We start from the raw sequence: 18,349 nt of genomic DNA, 5'->3' as shown, positions 1-18,349 counted from the left end.
TTACCCTTTCCATTCCAAAATCGGACTGTATAAACTTTCCCCATGATCAACCGCGCACATAACTCGACCCTGACCGCTGAATGCGGTGCGTCGCTGCGTGGCCTACTGATCCTAATCCGCCTCTGAGCGTGCCATCCGGCGCGCCCGCTCAGAGGAGGTAGCCCGCGCGCCAAATGGCTTTAGGACAGATACGAGAGATACCAACATGACCAATATTCCTGACCAAGATCGCGTCGTGATCTTTGACACCACGCTTCGTGACGGCGAGCAAAGCCCCGGCGCGACCATGACCCATTCCGAAAAGCTCGAGATTGCAGGGCTGCTGGATGAGATGGGTGTCGACATCATCGAGGCGGGGTTCCCCATCGCATCCGAGGGCGATTTCAAGGCCGTGTCCGAGATCGCGATGAATTCCAAGAACAGCCGCATCTGCGGCCTGGCCCGCGCGAACTTCGCCGACATCGACCGCTGCTGGGAGGCGGTGAAACACGCGGAAAAGAACCGCATTCACACCTTTATCGGTACTTCGCCCCTGCATCGCGCCATCCCGAACCTGACCATGGACGAGATGGCCGACAAGATCCACGAGACGGTGACACACGCGCGAAACCTGTGCGAAAACGTACAGTGGTCACCGATGGATGCCACCCGCACGGAATGGGACTACCTCTGCCGCGTGGTCGAGATTGCGATCAAGGCCGGCGCCACGACTATCAACATCCCCGACACGGTGGGTTACACCGCGCCTGTCGAAAGTGCCGACCTGATCCGCAACCTGATCGAGACCGTGCCCGGCGCAGATGAGGTGATCTTTGCCACCCACTGTCACAACGACCTCGGCATGGCGACCGCGAATTCGCTGGCCGCTGTTGCAGGTGGTGCACGTCAGATCGAATGCACCATCAACGGTCTGGGCGAACGCGCGGGCAACACTGCGCTGGAAGAGGTCGTGATGGCCCTGAAAGTGCGCAATGACATCATGCCCTGGCACACGGGTATCGACACAAAAAAGCTCATGCATATCTCGCGCCGCGTCGCGACCGTCTCGGGCTTTCCGGTGCAGTTCAACAAAGCCATCGTCGGCAAGAACGCCTTCGCGCATGAATCCGGCATCCACCAGGACGGCATGCTCAAGAACAAGGAAACGTTCGAAATCATGCGCCCCGAGGATGTGGGTCTCGCGGGCACTTCGCTGCCGCTTGGCAAACACTCGGGCCGGGCTGCGCTGCGCGACAAGCTGGAAACGCTTGGGTTCGAGGTGGGCGACAACCAGCTCAAGGACATTTTTGTCCGCTTCAAGGAACTGGCCGACCGCAAGAAAGAAGTGTTTGACGACGATGTCGTCGCGCTGATGCGCTCGGGCGAGGATGCGGAAAACGATCACTTGCAACTGGTGTCCATGAAAGTGGTCTGCGGCACTGGTGGTCCGGCGGAATCTACCGTCGAGATGGAGATCGACGGCAAGGACGTCAGTGCAACCGAGCATGGCGACGGCCCGGTTGACGCTTCTTTCAAGGCCGTTCGCACCCTCTATCCCAACACGGCGCGCCTGCAGCTTTATCAGGTACACGCCGTGACGGCGGGCACCGACGCGCAGGCCACCGTGACCGTGCGCCTGGAGGAAGATGGCGTGATCGCTACGGGCGAATCCGCCAACACAGATACCGTGGTCGCGAGCGCCCGCGCCTACATCAACGCGCTCAACCGTCTAATCGTGCGCCGCGAAAAATCCGGCCCGGGCGTGGATGCCCGCGAAATCTCGTACAAGGACGTGACCTGAGGCGGGACGACCAGGCAAACAAAAAAAGGGCGGCCCGCTTGGGCCGCCCTTTCTCATTGCAGGTTGACTTACTGCCAGTAGTAGAACGTCAGGTCGACCTTGCCTGGTTCGACCAACGAGTATTCGAACACCGGATCGCTGTAGAGGTCATTTGACCCCGAAATCGCATAACCTTCGGTCGGCAAATAGGTCTGGTCATAGTTCAAATCATAGTCACCGTTATCATCATGGATGGCGACGATGGCGTAGTAGTTGTTGTTGAGATCCGGAAAATCCAACCGCTGTGGATAGGTGCTGGCAGGCACCTCCAGATAGCCGACCGCGTTCTGGTAATCCATGTTGGCAAAAGGCTCGGCCCGATCAAATACCATGACGATCAGGTTGCCGGTGTCATTGCGCGCACCATGCAGGTTAACGGTCAGGCCTGCGTCCGAGGTCGCGCCCGAGGTCGAAACGGAAGCGTCCGGCAGTTCAACCGAAAACCCGGCGGCGAGCCATGCGCCGCCCACAAACAGGGCGGCCGTGGCCATGGCGGCGGTGATGCGTTGTACGTTGGATGGCATCTGTGCTGTCCTTGTGGCTTATTCTGCAGGCGGAGTGTCTTCGCGGTTTTTGGGCTGCCAGCCCGGCGGGCCAAGGAAAACGCCCAACTTGTTCATGAACCCCGGCATGTTCCACACATCCGTCGCAAGTCGCGTGAACCCGTGGAAAAAGGCCACAAAGGGATTGATGGAGTCGATGGGTTTCACCAGGCCATAAACCACCTCTTCTTCTTCCTCTTCAAAGGTGCCGAACATGCGGTCCCAGATGATGAAGATCCCAGCATAGTTCTTGTCCAGATATTTGGGGTTAGATCCATGGTGGACACGGTGATGCGACGGCGTGTTCATGATCATCTCGACCGGTTTCCACAGCTTGCCGATCACCTCGGTGTGCAGTGCCGTCTGGTACAGCTGCACCAGCAGCTCGACCACCAGGATCAGGATCGGGTTGAAGCCCAGCAGAACCAGCGGCAGATGGAAGAACAGTGGCCAGAAACCATCAAGCGGCCCGTGGCGGTAAGCCACCGAGATGTTGAAGAAGGGCGAGCTGTGGTGCACCGAATGTGTGGCCCACAGGAAGTTGATCCGATGCAGGATCCGGTGCTCCCAATAATACGCCAAATCCGCCAGCACCAAGGCAATCACGAACGAGGCCCAGGTGGTCGGGATATTGAACACCGCAAACTGCGCGGCATAGAAATAGGCGCCGACATAGAACGCAGCCATGCCCAGAAAGGTGATACCGATGAAAAACGCCAAGGTAATGAAGTTGGTCACTGTGTCACCAACCATTTCCCAGTTCAGCCGTTTGACCACTGCATAGCGGATCAGCTCAAACGCCAGAAAGGCCAGCGCGAAAACCAGGAACCATTCATCAATCAGGGTTTCCAAATGCGTCAACTGAAAGTCGCTGACATATTGGCTAAGGAAGTCCATGGAGTGCCTCGTTCATGTGGAGGGAGTTTTTTGTCACTTTCGACAGGTTAGTTAGTGAACGCTACCTGATTTGCAATAGCAAAGATGAACAAAAAAAATAAAAACCACCCAATCACCTTTTCGGAGGGCGCCCGCAGACTCAGTTCGTGGGTCAGGTTTTTCACAAATTGCAGGCAACGTGACGAAACACGCTCGGAATTGGCGGAAACGCGCTGTTTCCGTTCATTCTGGACTTTCACCCTCACCTTGGGACGCCTATAAGACCAACGTCCCGCACTGTCAGAGTCGCGGGTCCAATCGGCAGCTCTCAGCAGGATCACACGTATATGTCAGTGTTTGGAAATCTCGGCGGCTTGTTCACATCGGACATGGCGATTGACCTCGGCACTGCAAACACACTGGTCTATGTCAAAGGGCGCGGTGTCATCCTGTCGGAACCGTCGGTGGTGGCCTATCACGTCAAGGATGGCGTGAAAAAGGTGCTGGCCGTAGGCGAAGACGCCAAGCTGATGCTGGGCCGGACACCGGGCAGCATCGAGGCGATTCGCCCCATGCGCGAAGGTGTGATCGCGGACTTTGACACCGCCGAAGAGATGATCAAGCACTTCATCCGCAAGGTGCACAAGCGCTCGACTTTCTCGAAGCCGAAAATCATCGTCTGCGTCCCCCACGGTGCGACGCCAGTCGAAAAACGCGCGATCCGTCAGTCGGTTCTTTCGGCGGGTGCGCGTCGCGCGGGCCTGATCTCGGAACCTATCGCTGCGGCCATTGGGGCCGGCATGCCAATCACCGACCCGACCGGCAATATGGTTGTCGACATCGGCGGCGGCACCACCGAGGTGGCTGTTCTGTCGCTGGGTGACATCGTTTACGCCCGCTCGGTCCGCGTTGGTGGTGACCGCATGGATGAGGCGATCATCAGCTACCTGCGCCGCCAGCAGAACCTGTTCGTGGGCGAAGCCACGGCGGAACGGATCAAGACATCCATCGGCACTGCGCGCATGCCCGACGACGGGCGCGGTCAGTCGATGCACATCCGCGGCCGCGACCTGCTCAACGGCGTGCCCAAGGAAATCGAAATCAGCCAGGCCCAGGTTGCCGAAGCCTTGGCCGAACCGGTACAGCAGATCTGTGAAGCGGTAATGACTGCGTTGGAGACAACTCCGCCCGATCTGGCCGCCGACATCGTCGACCGAGGCGTCATGCTGACCGGTGGTGGCGCGCTGTTGGGAGATCTGGATCTTGCCCTGCGCGAGCAGACCGGCTTGGCCGTGTCGATCGCTGACGAAAGCTTGAACTGCGTGGCACTGGGAACCGGCAAGGCGCTGGAGTACGAAAAGCAATTGCGCCACGCAATTGACTACGACAGCTAAGGGGCGCACCCTTTAGGGCACGGTATGGTGCATCGGCCCTAACTCAGGACCAAACGCGCGCCGAAAGGGAGTCTCGTGGCCAAGGACCGTTCACAGCGCGAAGACTACACTGCCCCACTACGCAGGCTGCTGCTTGGGGCTTTGTTGTTGTGTTTGCTGGGTATTTTCCTGGTCTGGCGAATCGACAGCCCACGTGTTGAACGGTTCCGTGCTCAAGTCACCGACAAGGTCGTGCCGTCGATGGAATGGGCCATGGTCCCTGTCACGGCCACGATCAACCTGTTCCGCGATTTCCAAAGCTATCAGCGCCTGAGCGAGCAGAACCGCGAACTGCGCAGTGAGTTGCGCCAGATGCGTGCCTGGAAAGAGGCAGCGCTGCAATTGGAACAGGAAAACGCCCGCCTGTTGGACCTCAATAACGTGCGCCTTGACCCGCAACTGACCTATGTCACCGGTGTCGTGATGGCCGACAGCGGATCGCCCTTCCGGCAGTCGGTGCTGCTGAATGTCGGTGCCCGCGACGGCATCGTTGATGGCTGGGCTGCAATGGACGGCATCGGACTTGTAGGCAGAATTTCAGGCGTGGGTCAAAACACGGCGCGCGTCATCCTGCTGACCGATGCGGCCAGCTCGATTCCAGCGACGATTCAACCCTCGGGCCAGACCGCGCTGATTGCGGGCGACAACACCGCCGCGCCCGTGCTGGATTTTCTGGAAAACCGCGAACTGGTGCGGGCCGGTGACCGCGTGATCACCTCGGGCGATGGCGGCGTATTTCCGGCAGGCCTCTTGATCGGGCAAATCGCCCAGGACCCGTCAGGCCGGTTGCGAGTGCGTCTGTCAGCCGACTATGAGCGGCTGGAATTCCTACGTGTAATCAGGCACTTGGGAAATGAACAGATCGACACGCCCGGGAACATCGTGACCACAGATCCGGTTGACAACGGCGCCGCCCAAGTGGTCGAGGATGAGGAGGTCGTTGATGGATAACCTGTCGACCTCTCGCATCTGGACCATGCGCCTGGTGTATTTGGGCCTGGCGTTGGTCATCCTGTTCTTTCACCTGTTGCCCCTGAACACCCTTCCCAGTCGGTGGGCCCCACCCGACCTGCTGATCGCCTTCACCTTTGCCTGGACGCTCAGACGCCCGGACTATGTACCGGTCCTGCTGATCGCCGGTGTTATGCTGGTCATGGACTTCATGCTGCAGCGTCCGCCGGGGCTGCTATCGGCTTTGGTCGTGGCTGGGGTTGCCTATCTGCGCAACTGGTCTGCAGGTTTAAGCGACGCTAGTTTCCTTGGCGAATGGGCCTCGGTCGGATTGGTCCTGGTGTCGATCATGGTGCTGAACCGCATGATCCTGGGCCTGACAGCCGTTGAACAGGCGCCCCTTTGGCTGGTGCTGATCCAGCTTGTTCTGACAATTGCGATCTACCCGCTGGTCGCCTTCATCAGTCAGAACCTTCTTGGCGTTCGCAAGCTGACGCCGGCCGATGTGGACATCTTGGGAGGTCGCTCATGAAACGCCCCCCTCGCGATGTGGAAGGTACGCACCGTAAGCTCTCTCGCAGGGCCTTGCTGCTTGGAGGGATGCAGGCCGCGTTCATCGGCGGGCTGGCCATGCGTATGCGGTATATGCAAGTCGATCAGGCTGATCAGTTCCGTCTGCTGGCGGAGGAAAACCGCGTCAACATCCGCCTGATCCCGCCCACACGGGGCGAGGTCTTTGACCGCAACGGCGCGATCCTGGGCCAGAACATACCGCTCTACCGCATTATCATCGTGCGCGAGGATGCGGGTGACGTGGACAAGGTGATCAGCGATCTGTCCAAGCTGGTGGCACTAGACCCTGAAGAGGTTGAACGCGCCCGCGCCGAAATGCGCCGCTCGCCGCCATTCCTGCCCGTCACCTTGGCCGAACGTGTAACATGGGACGATATCTCCAAGGTCGCGGTCAACGCCCCGGCCCTGCCGGGTATCACGCCCGAGGTCGGCCTGACGCGCGTCTACCCGCAAGGTCCTGATTTCGCGCATGTCCTGGGCTATGTCGGACCAGTCAGTGATTACGACCTAAGCCAGATCGAAGACCCCGAACCGGTGCTGCGCATCCCGCGTTTTCAGATAGGCAAGGTTGGCGTCGAAGCCAAGCGCGAACGACAGCTGCGAGGCAAGGCCGGCGCCAAGCGGGTCGAGGTGAACGCCACCGGCCGCGTCATGCGCGAGCTGGACCGCCGCGAGGGTCAACAAGGCGCCGACCTGCAACTGTCCGTCGACGCCGAATTGCAGGAATACGTGCAGGCCCGCCTTGGCGACGAAAGCGCCAGCGCCGTGGTGATCGACTGTGAAACAGGCGATCTGCGCGCGATCTCTTCTGCGCCGACCTTCGACCCCAACCTGTTCGTGCGCGGTATCTCGGTCGCGGACTATCGCGCCTTGACCGAGGACAAGTATCGCCCATTGGCCAACAAGACGGTTCAGGGCACCTATCCGCCCGGTTCGACCTTCAAGATGATCACCGCTTTGGCCGCTCTAGAGGCCGGGATCGTCGGCCCCGATGATACCGTTTATTGCCGAGGCTATCTGGAGGTCAGCAGCCGCAGATTCCACTGTTGGAAGCGTGGCGGTCACGGGCATGTGGACTTGCTCAATTCGCTCAAGCGGAGTTGTGACGTCTACTATTACGATGTGGCTTTGAAAGTTGGGATCGACCGGATTTCCGAGATGGCCAGGAAGTTCGGCCTAGGTGTGCGACACGATCTGCCAATGTCTGCTGTGGCCAGCGGATTGGCCCCCAATCGCGATTGGAAATCCCGCGTGCATGGGCAGGATTGGCTGGTGGGGGACACCGCCAATGCCTCAATCGGTCAGGGATACATGTTGGCCTCGCCCTTGCAACTCGCCGTCATGACTGCACGACTTGCCACCGGGCGCAGCGTGTCGCCGCGTCTGGTCAAGTCCATCAACGGGGTCGAACAGACGTCGGGCGCGGGTGAGACCATCGACGTCAACGAAAACAACCTGCGGAAATTGCGCCGCGCCATGTTCTCGGTCAGCAACGACCGTCGCGGCACCGCATATGGCAGCCGTATCATCGAAGATGCTTTTCGTTTGGCGGGCAAAACCGGCACCAGCCAGGTCCGAAACATCACTGCCGCCGAGCGCGCAGCCGGCGTGATTCGCAACGCAGACCTGCCGTGGGAGCGCCGTGACCACGCGCTGTTTGTTTGCTTTGCACCCTACGACAACCCAAAATACGCCGTCTCGGTCGTGGTTGAACACGGCGGCGGAGGGTCCAAGGCAGCCGCCCCCGTCGCGCGGGACATCATGTTGCAAGCGCTCTTTGGCGGCACGCCCCCACTCGAGGCGTATCCTCGCAAGGATCGTGGCCGCATCGAAGCCCAGCAGGAGCGCATGAAACGCGAACGCCGTCCCCGCGCCCGGACCGACGGAAAGGACCGCGCATGAGCTATCTCGAGTATACGGTCAAATCCACGCCTACCGGTCTGCGCAAGGTGTTCTACATGAACTGGGCCCTGACCGTACTGCTGATCAGCGTGGCAGGCGTCGGGTTCCTGATGCTTTATTCAGTGGCAGGTGGGTCGTTCTCCCCCTGGGCCGAGCCGCAGATGAAGCGGTTTGCGCTTGGATTGGCCGTGATGATGTTTGTGGCCATGGTGCCGATCTGGTTTTGGCGCAATATGGCCGTGGTGGCTTACCTGATCTCGATCATCCTATTGATTTCAGTCGAATTTTTCGGAATCGTCGGCATGGGTGCGCAGCGCTGGATCGATATCGGCTTCATGCGACTGCAGCCATCCGAGCTGATGAAGATCACCTTGGTAATGCTGTTGGCGGCGTATTACGACTGGCTGCCCGGCAACAAGACCTCGCGCCCGTTCTGGGTTCTGGTGCCTGTGGTGATGATCCTGTTCCCTACCTTTTTGGTGCTGCGGCAACCGGATCTGGGCACCTCGATCCTTCTGATGACCGCCGGCGGCGGGTTAATGTTTCTGGCAGGCGTGCATTGGGCCTATTTCGCGGCGGTCATCGCGGCGGGCGTTGGCCTGGTCACCGCCGTGTTCCAGAGCCGTGGGACCGACTGGCAGTTGCTCCAGAACTATCAATACCGTCGGATTGACACGTTTCTCGACCCGTCTTCGGACCCGCTTGGCGCGGGTTATCACATCACGCAATCCAAGATCGCGCTTGGCTCTGGCGGCTGGACAGGGCGTGGCTTCATGCAAGGCACGCAGTCGCGGCTGAACTTTCTGCCCGAAAAGCACACCGACTTCATCTTTACAACACTGGCCGAAGAATTCGGCTTTGTCGGTGGGTTTTCCCTGCTTGGCCTCTACAGCCTGATCATCCTTTTTTGCATCGTCACGGCGCTTGCCACCAAAGACCGGTTCTCGTCCCTGGTGACACTCGGCATTTCCATCAACTTCTTCCTATTCTTTGCCGTGAACATGTCGATGGTCATGGGGTTGGCGCCGGTTGTGGGCGTGCCGTTGCCGATGGTCAGCTATGGCGGGTCTGCCATGCTGGTACTGATGGTGGCCTTTGGCCTGGTGCAAAGTGCCCATATTCACCGACCTCGCCTGGGATCCTGACAACATGACCACAAACATCCTGTTCGCCGCCAAGGCGGAACGCTGGACGACCTATGAGCAGCCTTTGGCCAAATCCTTGACGGACACGGAGGTCAACTTTGATCTGCGTACCGAGTTTGCGCCAGAGGAGGTGGATTACATCGTCTATGCACCCAACAGCGAAGTGCAGGATTTCACCCCCTACACCCGGCTGCGCGCGGTTTTGAACCTGTGGGCCGGGGTTGAGGATGTCGTGGGCAACGAGACGCTCAAAGTGCCGCTGACCCGAATGGTGGATCACGGGCTGACGCAGGGCATGATCGAATGGGTGATGGGGCACACGCTGCGTTATCATCTTGGGATCGACGGGCACATTCACGGCCAGGATGGACTTTGGCGCAATGAAGCTCCGCCACTTGCGCAGGATCGCAAGGTCACCGTTCTGGGCCTGGGCGCCTTGGGGGCTGCCGTGGCGCAGGCCCTGGCCGGGTTGGGGTTCGATGTCACCGGGTGGAGCCGGTCCGCCAAAGAGATCGACAGCGTCCGCTGTGAAAACGGACCGGAGGGATTGCGCGCGGCTCTGTCCGAGGCAGAAATCGTGGTACTTTTGCTGCCGAACACGCCCGCAACAGAGAATACGTTGAACGCGGAAACACTGGCGCTGATGCCACGTGGCGCCTGCATCATCAACCCGGGCCGGGGGCCGCTCATCGACGACGACGCCCTGCTCGCAGCCTTGGACAGCGGCCAGATCGCCCATGCGACTCTGGATGTGTTCCGCATCGAACCCCTGCCCGCTGAACACCCCTATTGGGCGCATCCTAAAGTGACTGTGACGCCCCATATCGCATCCGAGACCCGCGCTTCCACCGCCAGTCAGGTCATCGCGGAAAACATCCGTCGCGATCTTGACGGTGAGCCGTTGTTGCATGTCGTGGACCGGTCGTTGGGATACTGAACGTATCCGGAAGTGCTCCCGCCCGTCGTCGATGCCCCTTGCGGGACATCTCCTCCCGTTGGGCCAGGCTCACGCGGGCTTTGCCCGTGTGAGCCTGGCCCCCTGCCGTCCGCAGGACGCAAAGCCGATAGGCCGCGCAGTTAGGCAGCGATGAGCCCACGTCCTTTGAGCAGTGCCTCAACCCCGGGCAATTTGCCCCGGAACGCCAAATAGAGCTCTTCGGCCTCACGTGAGCCGCCAGTGGACAAGATATGCGTCTCAAGCGCCTTGGCCCGCTCCGCGTCGAACGCGCCCCCTGCCTCTTCAAAGGCGGCGAAGGCATCCGCATCCATCACTTCGGACCACATGTAGCTGTAATAGGCCGAGCTGTAGCCGTCGCCCGCAAAGACATGGGCAAATTGTGGCGTTGCGTGGCGCATGCCGATGGCCTGGGGCATGCCGATCTGTTCCAGAACCTCGGCCTGTTTTACCATCGGGTCAGCGGGGGCTGCGCCATCGTGGAACTCCAGATCCACCAAGGCCGACGCCACATATTCCACCGTCTGGAACCCCATATCAAAGTTCGCAGCCTTGAGCACCTTGTCCAACATCTCTTGCGGCATCGGTGCGCCAGTTTCAGCGTGTGTGGCAAACTCGGCCAAAACCTCGGGCACCTCGAGCCAGTGTTCATAGAGCTGGCTGGGGAGCTCGACAAAATCCCGCGCGACAGAGGTGCCCGAAATGCTCTCATAGGTCACATTCGACAGCATCTGGTGCAGAGCGTGGCCGAACTCGTGAAACAATGTACGGGCATCGTCATAGGACAAGAGCGCCGGATCGCCTTTGGCAAAGTTGCAGACGTTGATTACGATGGGGGCCTGCTCTTTCGGGAACTTGGCCTGCGCGCGCATGGCGCTGCACCAGGCGCCAGAGCGTTTGGAACCGCGGGCGAAGTAGTCACCAATAAATACCGCGACATGCTTGCCATTTCGGGTGACCTCCCATGCGCGGCAGTCTTCGTGATAGAGCGGGATGTCGAGTGGGGCAAAGTCCAAGCCAAACAGGCGGTTTGCGCAAGCAAAAGACGCCTCGATCATGCGATCGAGCTGCAGATAGGGCTTGAGCTCGGCCTCATCCAGATCGTGTTCGGCCTTGCGGCGTTTTTCCGCGTAGTAACGCCAATCCCAAGCTTCGAGCGGGCCGTTTATGCCGTCAGCCTGCATCATCTGGGTCATGGTTTCCGCGTCCGCACCCGCCTGTGCCCTGGCGGGTTCCCAGACCTGCATCAACAACTCGCGCACCCGTTCGGGCGTGCGCGCCATTTCGGTTTCCAGCTTGTAGGCGGCGAAATTGTCATAGCCCAAAAGCTGCGCGCGTTCCTCACGCAGTTTCAGGGTTTCGGCCGCGATCTCGCGGTTGTCAGTCTCGCCACCGTTGGCGCCGCGCGCAGCCCAGGCCTTGTAGGCCAACTCGCGCAGATCGCGGCGTGGCGAGAATTGCAGGAACGGCACGATGATCGAACGCGACAGGGTCACAACAGGGCCGTCGACATCCTTCTCGGCCCCAGCGGCGCGAGCGGCACCCACGACGAAGTCGGGCAGACCCTCAAGATCACTATCGGACAGCTCCATGAACCACTCTCGCTCGTCCGCCAGCAGGTTCTGGGTGAATGATGTGCCAAGAGTGGCCAACCGAGCCTTGATATCCTGCATGCGGGTGTCGTCTTCGCCCTCGAGCGCGGCACCGGCGCGGACAAAGCCGCGGTGGGTCAGCATCAGGACACGGGACTGTTCTGGTGTCAGGGTTAGCTCATCTTTGCGCGCCCAGAGATCCGCCACCCGGCGGAACAGCGCCTTATTCGACGAAATCGCCGAGAAATGCGCCGCCAGCTTTGGCGAGAAATCCCGCTGCAACTCTTCGCGCTTGGGGTTGCTGTCGGCGCCCGCAACGGTGAAGAACACCGAAAGCACCTTGTCGAGCGCCTCGCCCGCCGCCTCCATCGCGCCGATGGTATTGTCGAAATCAGGTGTTTCGGTGTTGTCGGCAATGGCCTCGATCTGCTCGAGATGAGCCGTAAGCGCCGTATCCAGAGCCGGGGCAAAATCATCATCGCTGATGGCGTCGAACGGGGCGATTTCAAAAGAGGTTTGCCACGCGGCAAGGATCGGGTTGGTCATGGGAGTCTCCTTTGCGCTCAAGCTAGGATCGACCATGCCAATGGTCCAGAGGGCCTGTCGCGATTTGGCAAACTCTGTCGGGAAGCTTCTTGCCCGGCGGGCCTTGCCCGCCCACTGTGAGCCGAAACACGGGAGAAGATCATGACACAACGAAACCGCCCCCTGGGGCTCATGACGCAAGCCATTCATGCAGGTGAAGGGCCAGATCCTGCGACAGGCGCCTCGGCCCCGCCGCTGCATATGTCATCGACCTTTGTCACCGACCAGGTGGCCGGGTTTTCCGCGCATGATCTGGAAAGCGGTCCCGAGGGATTTTTGTACGCCCGGTGGGACAATCCGACCGTGGCGATGCTGGAAAAGAAGATCGCGGCGATGCAGGGGACCGAGGCCTGTTTGTGCACGGCGTCCGGCATGGCGGCGGCGGCGGCGATATTTCTGACCTTTCTGTCGGCGGGTGATCATGTGGTGGTCTCGGACGTGTCATATGCCGGGGTGGCGGAATTGGCACGCGAGACCCTGCCCCGCCTGGGGATCGAGGTTAGCACGGTCAACATGTCGGATCTGGAGGCGGTTGCAGCGGCAATCCGGTCCAATACCCGGCTCATCCACACGGAAACTCCGGTGAACCCAATCGGGCGGCTGACGGATCTGTCGGCAGTGTCGAAGTTGGCGAAGGAGGCGGGTGCCTTGCACAGCTGCGATGCGACCTTTGCCTCGCCTTTGGGCATGGACACCGCTGGTTTGGGCGTGGATCTGACGATGCATTCGATCACAAAATACATCGGTGGACATGGCGATGCGGTTGGCGGGGCGGTTGCGGGTCGCGCAGAACTGATCGCCAAGATGCGGGCCGAGGCGTCGATCCATCACGGAGGCATCCTGTCGCCTTTCAATGCCTGGCTGATTGCCCGCGGAGCTTCGACCCTGCCTTTGCGGATGAAGGCGCATCAGGCAGGCGCGGAGGCGGTGGCGGAATGGTTGGAAAGCCATCCCGCGGTCACCCGCGTGATCTATCCTGGTTTGGCTTCACACCCTCAAGCAGAGTTGGCAGCACAACAGATGTCGAACACCTCGGGCATGATCTCGTTCCAGGTGGGGGATGCGGCAGCGGGCCAGAGGATCGCACAAAAGATGATCGACCGGTTGCAGGTGATCCACTATGCAGTGTCGCTGGGTCATCACCGGTCGCTGATCTTCTGGATGGAAACAGCGGGTCTGATGGAGACGTCGTTCCACTTGGAAGGCGCCCAGTTGGACGCGTATCGCGCCTATGCAGGGGACGGGATTTTCCGTCTGTCGGTCGGGCTGGAAGACGCCGAGGATCTGATTGCCGATCTGGATGTGGCCCTGACGTAATTCGGGGGAGCTCCCGCCCCCGCGCAGGCATCAAAGATGCCCGCTGGCGGGGTTGGGCCGGGCCGCGCACCTAGCGGCGCGCGGCGGTTGCGTTACGCCACATTTGTTCCGCACACCGGGCAGTCGGCGCGTTTGGACAGCGTAATCTTGCGGCTTTCGCCATAAAGCGCGTCATAGATCAGCATTTCACCTTTGAGCACCGCACCTGCCTGCGTGATCAGCTTGACCGCCTCGACCGCCATCATGGACCCGACCACACCCGGCAGCGGGCCAATCACCCCGGCCTCGGAACACGATGGCGCCAAACCCGGAGGGGGGGCTTCGGGGAAGATGCATTGATAACAGGGGCCTGTGTCAGCCGGATGGAACACGCTCAGCTGTCCTTCCCATTGGGCCAAAGCGCCCGAAATTAAGGGCTTGCCCAGTTTCACCGCAGTTTCATTGGCAAGGTAACGGGTTTCAAAATTGTCGGTGCCATCGAGGATCAGATCATAATCCGCAAAAAGCTCGGCTGCGATGTCAGCTGTCAGGCGTCGGTTGTAGGGGCGCACGGTAACGTTGGGGTTCTGCGCCTCCATCGCCATTTTGGCCGAGAACACCTTGGGCACGCCGATGTCTGCATCGCGGTGGATTACCTGCCGTTGCAGGTTGGCGTTTTCAACCACGTCGTCGTCGATCACCCCGATGGTGCCGACACCAACCGCCGCGAGGTATTGCAACGCAGGCGCGCCCAGACCGCCTGCCCCGATCACCAGTACCCGGGCCTGTTTCAGGCGTTTCTGCCCTGGTCCGCCCAATTCGCGCAAGACGATGTGACGGGCATAGCGTTCAAGCTCGGTATCGGTGAAACTGCCTGTTGGCTTGGGCGTCTGCTTGGCTGTCTCAGGCGTACTGCGGGCACGCAAAGCCCGAATGAAACGCGAGTATCCGAGGACCAGAACGACAGCGCCCGTCAGGATCAGCCACAGAGCCGGGGATTGCCCTGTTGCCTCGCGCACCGGGTGACCGTCAGGCAGTGCGAACTGGAGCAACAGCACCAGCGCCAACAATCCGCCCATGAGCGTCAACCGCGCCTGTCGGGATACACCCATCACCATGCCGATGCCCCAGAGCATCGCGGCCATGCCCAGAACCAAAAGCATCAGCCGCGCCCGGTCGAGCCGAAGCCGCCGCTGCCGCGATCGGTGTTACTCAGACCGTCCACAAGGTCGAACTGCGCCTGCAGAACCGGGGCCACGATCAGCTGCGCAATGCGCTCGCCATGCGCCACCTCAAACGGCTCTGTGCCTGCGTTCAGCAGGATCACCCCGAGGGGACCGCGATAGTCGCTGTCGATAGTGCCGGGCGTGTTGGGCAGCGTGATACCGTGTTTCAGCGCAAGGCCCGAGCGCGGGCGCACCTGGACCTCGTACCCAGCCGGGATCTCAAGCCGCAGACCGGTGGGGATCAGCGCCCGTGCACCGGGGGCCAGAACCACACCAGTGCGGTCCGGGAAATTGGCACGCACGTCGGCACCCGCCGCCCCCGCTGTTTCATAGCTGGGCAATGCGATCTGCGGATCGCTTTCTTCGTCTCTGATGACCCGGATGGCTACCATCTGCTGGCCTCCTGCTTGCATGTTCTTTTGTTAGCCCGCCAGCTTTGCCGCTATCCGCTCAGCCAATTGCGTTGCCACGTCGGACTTGCTCATGCGGGGCCATTCTTCGGCACCTGTGTCCGAGATCAGGATGACCGCGTTTTCAGAGCCCCCCATGATGCCGGTCGCCGGGCTGACGTCATTAGCCACGATCCAGTCACAGCCCTTGCGCAACCGCTTGGCGGTGGCATTCTCGATCACATCATTGGTTTCTGCGGCAAAACCCACAACCAGGCCCGGCCTGCCCTGCTCCATCCGAGAGACGGTTTTCAGGATGTCGGGGTTTTCGGCAAACTCCAGCACCGGCAGGCCATCCTTGCTTTTCTTCAGCTTACGGTCCGAGGCGCTGGAGACGCGCCAATCGGCCACGGCAGCGGCAAAAATGCCCGCATCCACCGGCAAGGCAGCCTGCACCGCGTCGGCCATTTCGCGGGCGCTTTGAACGGCCGCGACCTCGACCCCATCGGGCGGGGGAACGTCGGCAGGTCCGGTCACAAAGACCACGTGTGCCCCAAGGGACGCCAACGCCCGCGCCACGGCTGATCCTTGCGCGCCGGACGAGCGGTTGGCGATGTAACGAACTGGGTCGATGGGTTCGTGGGTGGGTCCCGAAGTCACCAAAATGCGTTTGCCCTGCAACGGACCGTGAGCAAAATGCGCCTCGACCGCAGCCACGATCTCAAGCGGTTCCGACATGCGGCCCGGACCGTATTCACCGCAGGCCATGTCGCCGTCGTTGGGACCAACAAACGCGATCCCGTCAGCCGTAAGCGTGGCTCGGTTGCGCTGTGTTGCGGCATGCTCCCACATGCGGACGTTCATGGCAGGGGCGAGTAGAACGGGCGTGTCTGTGGCCATCAACAGGGTCGAGGCCAGATCATTGGCCAAACCGCCCGCCATCTTGCCCATAAGGTCAGCGGTCGCTGGCGCAACCACCACCAGATCGGCAGAGCGCGACAGCTGAATGTGGCCCATCTCAGCCTCGTCCGTCAGATCAAAGAGATCGCGGTAAACCTTGGTTCCGGCAAGGGCCGATACAGACAGGGGGGTTACAAACTCTTCGGCCGCCTTGGTCAGGACCGCCGTCACCTCGGCGCCGCGTTCGCGCAGGCGGCGGATCAGGTCGAGGGATTTATAAGCCGCAATCCCGCCTCCGATGATCAGAAGTATGCGCTTGGATGCCAGCATGGCTGCCCCCTTCCCGTTTCGGATGCCCCGTATTCAGCCCGGCAGACCTTAGGCAAAGCCCGCCACAACCACCAGCCGATTTTCGCGGCCCTCAATCAGCAGCTTTGTGAAACACCCCACAGGGATCATCGCGTTCGACTGCAGGAGCATCCAGAACGGCGTCAAAAGTCCCCTGGATCGCGCCCCCTTCGGATTGCCCCAACACAAAAACGCGCAAACCCGGCTGCATGCGGGCCAAGAAGCTGGGAATGCCCCAATCCTTGCGTGCATGGCCGTTTCCCGTGATCACAACAACCGGTCCGCCGGTGTCCTCTATCGCCGTCAGGATGGCGCGGGTCAGCACCGCATCCCGCAGGCGTTGGATTTGAACCAAAACCGGCGCCATCTCAGCAGGAAGAGCGTCGCAGTGGGCCGCCATCTGTCCCGCTTCGCGCGCGGCCTTTTCCTCCTCTGGGAGGGGAACGGTCAACCCATAGCGCGCTGCATCTGCGCCAAGCGCCACGGCTGGGCCCGCATCCATCGCCCCCATCGCCGCCTCACGCGGAACAAGGGCGCCATAGATGGGGGCGTCGGGCGCTGCATTGAAGATCGGGAGGTACATGGACAGAGGTGGCCACCCCAATTCGGCCCAACGGATAGCGGCGGCAAGTTTTTCCGGGTCAGAAATGAGCTTGCGATTGATCCTATTCGCACCCTCTGCCGTCAGCATTTCCCACACCATGGCGCGGGGTTCCAGCGCGGCCACAACGTCGCGCTGAACGCGGTGATGTACCGGATTGTCGTGCACCTCGCCGACGATCACCACATCGGCGCCCGCCATCTTCAGCATAATCTCGTCGGGCACCAGCTCAGACGCCAAGGCCGCCCGGATCGGGGCGGCCACAAACGCAACACAGGCGCAAATCAGAATCGCAGCATGTCTCATGCGAGGAAGTGTTGCACCTCGTGCGATTCAGCTTCAAGGCTTTTGCGCATCTTGGCAAAAGCGGCGGCTTCAAGCTGCCGAACCCGTTCTTTGGAAAGGCTGAGTTCCTGTCCCAAGCTTTCCAACGTGCGGGGCGTATCGCGCAGTTTTCGCTCGCGGATGATGAACTGTTCGCGGGGGTTCAGCGCAGTCATCGCCTTGAGCAGCCATTCACGCAGCTGCGCCGTGTCGTGGGCATTCTCGACATGCTCGGCCGCCTGTTCGCTTTCATCCTCGAGCGCGTCGATCCATTCGCGCCCATCTTCGTCCGCTGATTGCACGGCGTTAAGCGAAAAGTCAGACCCGGCCAAACGACCATGCATCATCTCGACGTCTCTGAGGGGCACCCCAATCTCTAAAGCAATCATCTCATGAAGCTGATGCCGGTCCAAGGCGGCGCCTTCGCTGGCAGCTTCTCGCTCGAACTTGGCTTGAACCCGGCGCATGTTGAAGAACAGTGATTTCTGAGACGAGGTTGAGCCGGTACGCACCATCGACCAATTGCGCATCACATAGTCTTGGATACTCGCCTTGATCCACCAGACGGCATAGGTCGAAAAGCGCACGCCCCTGTCAGGGTCGAACTTGTCTGCGGCCTTCATCAAGCCCAATCCAGCCTCTTGGATCAAATCATTCATCGGCGCGCCATAGCGCTTGAACTTGGCCGCCATCGAAATAGCTAACCGCATGTATGCGTTAATCAATCGGTGCAGCGCCTCTTCGTCGCGGTGGTCCCGCCACGCATAGGCCAGTGCCCGTTCGGTTTCGGCATCCAGCAGCTCTGCCTTCATCGCTTTGCGCGACATCGAGGTGTCACGTACATTGTCCAAGGCCATACATCTCTCCCCAAATGTCCGGCACGCCTGCCGTG

The 18,349-nt window shown here is 60.6% G+C and carries 16 protein-coding genes; 8 read left to right on the top strand and 8 right to left on the bottom strand.

Features of this window, described 5'->3' with window-relative positions:
- Positions 1 to 205: 205 nt before the first annotated feature.
- Positions 206 to 1,780: a 2-isopropylmalate synthase gene (locus tag TRM7615_RS07040; RefSeq protein WP_108786196.1), complete on the top strand. Its 1,575-nt coding sequence runs from the start codon at positions 206 to 208 to the stop codon at positions 1,778 to 1,780.
- A gap of 68 nt (positions 1,781 to 1,848) precedes the next feature.
- Here TRM7615_RS07040 and TRM7615_RS07035 read toward each other — a convergent pair whose 3' ends face one another.
- Together TRM7615_RS07035 and TRM7615_RS07030 are read right to left on the bottom strand one after the other, a co-directional pair.
- Positions 1,849 to 2,343, bottom strand: coding sequence for a DUF2141 domain-containing protein (locus tag TRM7615_RS07035; RefSeq protein WP_108786195.1), 495 nt, complete (start codon positions 2,341 to 2,343; stop codon positions 1,849 to 1,851).
- Positions 2,344 to 2,361: 18 nt separating this feature from the next.
- On the bottom strand, positions 2,362 to 3,258 hold the full coding sequence (locus tag TRM7615_RS07030; RefSeq protein ID WP_108786194.1) for a sterol desaturase family protein: 897 nt from the start codon (positions 3,256 to 3,258) through the stop codon (positions 2,362 to 2,364).
- 326 nt (positions 3,259 to 3,584) lie between these two features.
- On the opposite strand from TRM7615_RS07030, the gene TRM7615_RS07025 reads away from it, so the two are divergent.
- The 6 genes from TRM7615_RS07025 to TRM7615_RS07000 all read left to right on the top strand — a co-directional run bounded on the left by TRM7615_RS07025 (position 3,585) and on the right by TRM7615_RS07000 (position 10,178).
- Positions 3,585 to 4,631, top strand: coding sequence for a rod shape-determining protein (locus tag TRM7615_RS07025; RefSeq protein ID WP_085797465.1), 1,047 nt, complete (start codon positions 3,585 to 3,587; stop codon positions 4,629 to 4,631).
- Positions 4,632 to 4,706: 75 nt separating this feature from the next.
- Entirely contained in the window at positions 4,707 to 5,621 is a 915-nt protein-coding gene (gene mreC / locus TRM7615_RS07020; RefSeq protein ID WP_108786193.1) for a rod shape-determining protein MreC, read from the top strand.
- Positions 5,614 to 6,153, top strand: a complete 540-nt coding sequence (locus TRM7615_RS07015) for a rod shape-determining protein MreD (RefSeq protein WP_108786192.1) — start codon at positions 5,614 to 5,616, stop codon at positions 6,151 to 6,153. The genes mreC and TRM7615_RS07015 overlap by 8 nt, the downstream gene beginning before the upstream one ends.
- On the top strand, positions 6,150 to 8,096 hold the full coding sequence (gene mrdA, locus TRM7615_RS07010; RefSeq protein ID WP_108786191.1) for a penicillin-binding protein 2: 1,947 nt from the start codon (positions 6,150 to 6,152) through the stop codon (positions 8,094 to 8,096). Before TRM7615_RS07015 ends, mrdA begins: the two co-directional genes overlap by 4 nt.
- On the top strand, positions 8,093 to 9,241 hold the full coding sequence (gene rodA / locus TRM7615_RS07005; protein WP_108786190.1) for a rod shape-determining protein RodA: 1,149 nt from the start codon (positions 8,093 to 8,095) through the stop codon (positions 9,239 to 9,241). Before mrdA ends, rodA begins: the two co-directional genes overlap by 4 nt.
- Before the next feature lie 4 nt (positions 9,242 to 9,245).
- Entirely contained in the window at positions 9,246 to 10,178 is a 933-nt protein-coding gene (locus TRM7615_RS07000) for a 2-hydroxyacid dehydrogenase (RefSeq protein ID WP_108786189.1), read from the top strand.
- Positions 10,179 to 10,318: 140 nt separating this feature from the next.
- Here TRM7615_RS07000 and TRM7615_RS06995 read toward each other — a convergent pair whose 3' ends face one another.
- The gene (locus TRM7615_RS06995; protein ID WP_108786188.1) at positions 10,319 to 12,334 is read right to left on the bottom strand and encodes a M3 family metallopeptidase; all 2,016 of its coding nucleotides are present in this window, start codon (positions 12,332 to 12,334) and stop codon (positions 10,319 to 10,321) included.
- 141 nt (positions 12,335 to 12,475) lie between these two features.
- On the opposite strand from TRM7615_RS06995, the gene TRM7615_RS06990 reads away from it, so the two are divergent.
- Positions 12,476 to 13,690, top strand: coding sequence for a trans-sulfuration enzyme family protein (locus TRM7615_RS06990; RefSeq protein ID WP_108786187.1), 1,215 nt, complete (start codon positions 12,476 to 12,478; stop codon positions 13,688 to 13,690).
- A 92-nt stretch (positions 13,691 to 13,782) separates the two neighbouring features.
- On the opposite strand, the gene TRM7615_RS06985 is transcribed toward TRM7615_RS06990, so the two are convergent.
- The 5 genes from TRM7615_RS06985 to TRM7615_RS06965 form a co-directional block, all read right to left on the bottom strand.
- The gene (locus tag TRM7615_RS06985; protein ID WP_108786186.1) at positions 13,783 to 14,832 is read right to left on the bottom strand and encodes a HesA/MoeB/ThiF family protein; all 1,050 of its coding nucleotides are present in this window, start codon (positions 14,830 to 14,832) and stop codon (positions 13,783 to 13,785) included.
- Entirely contained in the window at positions 14,832 to 15,287 is a 456-nt protein-coding gene (gene dut, locus TRM7615_RS06980) for a dUTP diphosphatase (RefSeq protein WP_108786481.1), read from the bottom strand. Before dut ends, TRM7615_RS06985 begins: the two co-directional genes overlap by 1 nt.
- Before the next feature lie 30 nt (positions 15,288 to 15,317).
- Positions 15,318 to 16,514, bottom strand: coding sequence for a bifunctional phosphopantothenoylcysteine decarboxylase/phosphopantothenate--cysteine ligase CoaBC (gene coaBC, locus TRM7615_RS06975; protein WP_108786185.1), 1,197 nt, complete (start codon positions 16,512 to 16,514; stop codon positions 15,318 to 15,320).
- Positions 16,515 to 16,605: 91 nt separating this feature from the next.
- Positions 16,606 to 17,439 carry a ChaN family lipoprotein gene (locus tag TRM7615_RS06970; RefSeq protein ID WP_108786184.1) on the bottom strand — a complete coding sequence of 278 codons (834 nt, stop codon included), beginning with the start codon at positions 17,437 to 17,439 and terminating at the stop codon, positions 16,606 to 16,608.
- On the bottom strand, positions 17,436 to 18,314 hold the full coding sequence (locus TRM7615_RS06965; protein WP_108786183.1) for an RNA polymerase factor sigma-32: 879 nt from the start codon (positions 18,312 to 18,314) through the stop codon (positions 17,436 to 17,438). The genes TRM7615_RS06970 and TRM7615_RS06965 overlap by 4 nt, the downstream gene beginning before the upstream one ends.
- Between the last annotated feature and the right edge of the window lie 35 nt (positions 18,315 to 18,349).

Origin of the sequence: Falsiruegeria mediterranea M17, assembly GCF_900302455.1 — a bacterium.
GTDB lineage: Bacteria > Pseudomonadota > Alphaproteobacteria > Rhodobacterales > Rhodobacteraceae > Falsiruegeria > Falsiruegeria mediterranea.
Note: the sequence above shows the minus strand (reverse complement) of the source record. Positions and strands in the feature narration are given on the sequence as shown.

Excerpts from the sequence above, each read along its gene's own strand:
- TRM7615_RS07040 (WP_108786196.1), top strand. The coding sequence starts at position 206 with ATGACCAATATTCCTGACCAAGATCGCGTCGTGATCTTTGACACCACG.
- TRM7615_RS07035 (WP_108786195.1), bottom strand. The coding sequence starts at position 2,343 with ATGCCATCCAACGTACAACGCATCACCGCCGCCATGGCCACGGCCGCC.
- TRM7615_RS07030 (WP_108786194.1), bottom strand. The coding sequence starts at position 3,258 with ATGGACTTCCTTAGCCAATATGTCAGCGACTTTCAGTTGACGCATTTG.
- TRM7615_RS07025 (WP_085797465.1), top strand. The coding sequence starts at position 3,585 with ATGTCAGTGTTTGGAAATCTCGGCGGCTTGTTCACATCGGACATGGCG.
- TRM7615_RS07015 (WP_108786192.1), top strand. The coding sequence starts at position 5,614 with ATGGATAACCTGTCGACCTCTCGCATCTGGACCATGCGCCTGGTGTAT.
- mrdA (WP_108786191.1), top strand. The coding sequence starts at position 6,150 with ATGAAACGCCCCCCTCGCGATGTGGAAGGTACGCACCGTAAGCTCTCT.
- rodA (WP_108786190.1), top strand. The coding sequence starts at position 8,093 with ATGAGCTATCTCGAGTATACGGTCAAATCCACGCCTACCGGTCTGCGC.
- TRM7615_RS07000 (WP_108786189.1), top strand. The coding sequence starts at position 9,246 with ATGACCACAAACATCCTGTTCGCCGCCAAGGCGGAACGCTGGACGACC.
- TRM7615_RS06995 (WP_108786188.1), bottom strand. The coding sequence starts at position 12,334 with ATGACCAACCCGATCCTTGCCGCGTGGCAAACCTCTTTTGAAATCGCC.
- TRM7615_RS06990 (WP_108786187.1), top strand. The coding sequence starts at position 12,476 with ATGACACAACGAAACCGCCCCCTGGGGCTCATGACGCAAGCCATTCAT.
- TRM7615_RS06985 (WP_108786186.1), bottom strand. The coding sequence starts at position 14,832 with ATGCTTTTGGTTCTGGGCATGGCCGCGATGCTCTGGGGCATCGGCATG.
- dut (WP_108786481.1), bottom strand. The coding sequence starts at position 15,287 with ATGGTAGCCATCCGGGTCATCAGAGACGAAGAAAGCGATCCGCAGATC.
- coaBC (WP_108786185.1), bottom strand. The coding sequence starts at position 16,514 with ATGCTGGCATCCAAGCGCATACTTCTGATCATCGGAGGCGGGATTGCG.
- TRM7615_RS06970 (WP_108786184.1), bottom strand. The coding sequence starts at position 17,439 with ATGAGACATGCTGCGATTCTGATTTGCGCCTGTGTTGCGTTTGTGGCC.
- TRM7615_RS06965 (WP_108786183.1), bottom strand. The coding sequence starts at position 18,314 with ATGGCCTTGGACAATGTACGTGACACCTCGATGTCGCGCAAAGCGATG.